The following is a 2,777-nucleotide window of genomic DNA, read 5'->3' on the forward strand; positions in this document are numbered from 1 at the left end:
CGCAAGAACCGGATCCCCATGCCCCGCTACAAGCTCACCATCGAATATGACGGCGCGCCGTTCTTCGGCTGGCAGGTGCAGGAGACGCTGCCGTCGGTGCAGGGCGCGCTACAGGCTGCCGTGAAGGCCATGACGGGCACGGATTTGCGCGTGCATGGTGCGGGCCGCACCGATGCCGGCGTGCATGCGCGCGGGCAGGTCGCGCATGTCGACGTCGACAAGCAGTTTCCGCCCGGACGTTTTCGCGACGGGCTCAACGCGCATCTGCGCCCGCATCCGATCGCGGTGCTGGAAGCCGAGATCGTGCCCGACAGTTTCGAGGCGCGCTTCTCGGCCATCAAGCGCCACTACCGCTATCGCATCGTCAACACCCGCGCCAATCTCGCGCTCGATATCGGCCACGCCTGGCGCGTGCCGCGCAAGCTCGACGCCGAGGCGATGCACGCGGCGGCGCAGCGTCTGCTCGGCAAGCACGATTTCACGACCTTCCGCGATACCGAGTGCCAGGCCAAATCGCCGGAGAAGACGCTCGACCAGCTCGACGTGATCCGGGACGGCCGCGAGATCACCGTGATCACCTCGGCGCGCTCGTTCCTGCACAGCCAGGTGCGCTCGATGGTGGGATCGTTGGTCTGGGTCGGCGAGGGCCGCTGGACGGCAGACGATCTCTCCGCCGCTCTCGCCGCCCGCAACCGCGCCGCCTGCGGCATCGTCGCCCCGCCGGAAGGGCTATATCTGATGCAGGTGGATTATTGAGGTGAGGCGCGCTGCTGCCACACCCTCAGTGTCATGCCCCGCGAAGGCGGGGCATCCAGTACGCCGCGGCCTCGCGGCTCAATCAAAACTGTCTCTGGAATACTGGATCGCCCGATCAAGTCGGGCGATGACAGCTCTCTTTGTGGAGGCAACAGTGCCTCAAGCAAAATACCGCGTCAGGATCCCGCGATACACCCGCGTCAGCTTCACCAGATCCTCCACCGGCACGCGTTCGTCGATCTGGTGCATGGTCTGGCCGACCAGCCCGAACTCGATCACGGGGCAGTAACTCGATATGAATCGCGCGTCCGAGGTGCCGCCTGATGTCGACAGCTCCGGCTTGCGGCCCGTCACCTCCTCGATCGCGGCGACCGCGAGGTCGGTGAACGGGCCGGGCTTGGTGACGAACACGTTGGAGTTCGAGGTCTCCCAGACGATGCGGGCCTTGATGCGGTTGCCGCAGGCCTTTGCGAGGCGCGTCTCGAGCAATTCGCGCAAGCTCGCCTGGGTGTGGTTGTCGTTGTAGCGGATGTTGAATCTTGCGCGGGCCTCGCCGGGGATCACGTTGAAGGCCTTGTTGCCGACATCGACCGAGACGAATTCGAGATTGGAGGCCTGGAATTGCGCGCTGCCATGGTCGAGCGGCTCGTCCGAGATCGCCACGATCAGCCGCGATATGTCCGGCACCGGGTTGGCCGCGCGATGCGGATAGGCGACATGGCCCTGCACGCCGTCGACGATGAGCGTGCCGGATTGTGAGCCGCGTCGGCCGATCTTGATGGTGTCTCCGAGCGCCTCGACATTGGAGGGCTCGCCGAGCACGCAATGGTCGAATTTCTCGCCGCGTTCGGCGACCCATTTGAGCAGCTTGATGGTGCCGTTGATGGAGACGTCTTCCTCGTCGCCCGTGATCAGGAACGAGATCGAACCCTTACCGTCGCTGCGCGGCTTGCCGCCGTTGGCGGCGAGATACTCCAGCACCGCGGCGACCGAGCAGGCGATGCCGCCCTTCATGTCGACCGCGCCGCGGCCATGCAAGATACCGTGCTTCACCTCGCCGGAGAATGCGCCCACGCTCCAGGCGCTTTCGTCGCCCGGCGGCACCACGTCGGTGTGGCCGGCGAAGGTGATGTGCGGGCCCTCGGTCCCGATCCGTGCATAGGGATTGTCGACATCGGCCGTGCCCGCCTCGCTGCACGTCCCGCGGTGACAGGTGAAGCCGGCAGCGCTCAGGATGTTTTCGAGCACTCCGAGCGCGCCGGCATCGGCCGGAGTGACAGAGGGGCAACGAATCAGGTCGCGGGCAATCGAGAGAGCATCGGTCATGCGCCCGGCTTAACACGCCATTGCGGCGGTGGGCCAGCCTTCTGCACCGGCATTTCGAGCTCACGTTGCTGATCCCATCCAGGCTTGACTGGAGGCGAGATTTGGAGCGGATCGGCGCCGAACCGGTTGGTCTTCTTAGAGCCGCGGAAGAACAGCAACTCGATGCCGCCCCAGGTCGCGAGGATGAACGAGATCAGCCCGAGCGTGAAGCCGATATGATCGTCGCTGATCCGGTCCAGGAACTGGTTGATGAGTCCGGGCACGACAAAGAAGGGCAACCCCCACCAAGCGCTCTTGTCGCGGTCATGAAGCCGTTTGACGGAGGTCGCGGCGAACACCCATGTGAAAAGCGGCGTGCCGATCAGCTTGACCAGGATCAGCGGGAGGTCGGTCCGAGATACATCTCGATAGGTTTCGGGATCGACGACCTTGAAGATGTCGTCGACCGAAAAGCGGAAGGGGCGGGAGTCGAACGCCGCTATGATCGCGGCCATCAAGATCATCCAGCAGAGGATGATCAGACCGGCCAGCCAATATTTGGCGCGGCCGATGCGGCCGTTGAAGCGGAAGAGGTACCAGGTCCAGTCCAAGCGAGTGGCTCCGGGCGGAACGGGCCGCCCGGACATTGGTCGCGATGGAGGGAACGTGGGTTCGATCCAGTACCAAACCCGTCATCCTGAGGTGCGAGTGGCGCG

The 2,777-nt window shown here is 64.7% G+C and carries 3 protein-coding genes; 1 reads left to right on the forward strand and 2 read right to left on the reverse strand.

Going from position 1 to position 2,777, the window contains the following annotated elements; all coding sequences use genetic code 11:
* The first annotated feature begins 18 nt into the window (after positions 1–18).
* On the forward strand, positions 19–756 hold the full coding sequence (gene truA, locus JHD07_RS28845) for a tRNA pseudouridine(38-40) synthase TruA (protein WP_291628359.1): 738 nt from the start codon (positions 19–21) through the stop codon (positions 754–756).
* A gap of 159 nt (positions 757–915) precedes the next feature.
* On the opposite strand, the gene dapE is transcribed toward truA, so the two are convergent.
* Positions 916–2,082: a succinyl-diaminopimelate desuccinylase gene (gene dapE, locus JHD07_RS28850; RefSeq protein ID WP_291628350.1), complete on the reverse strand. Its 1,167-nt coding sequence runs from the start codon at positions 2,080–2,082 to the stop codon at positions 916–918.
* The gene (locus JHD07_RS28855; RefSeq protein WP_291628352.1) at positions 2,079–2,672 is read right to left on the reverse strand and encodes a DUF805 domain-containing protein; all 594 of its coding nucleotides are present in this window, start codon (positions 2,670–2,672) and stop codon (positions 2,079–2,081) included. Before JHD07_RS28855 ends, dapE begins: the two co-directional genes overlap by 4 nt.
* Positions 2,673–2,777 lie beyond the last annotated feature (105 nt).

The organism is Bradyrhizobium sp., from assembly GCF_016462955.1.
Classification (GTDB): Bacteria; Pseudomonadota; Alphaproteobacteria; order Rhizobiales; family Xanthobacteraceae; genus Bradyrhizobium.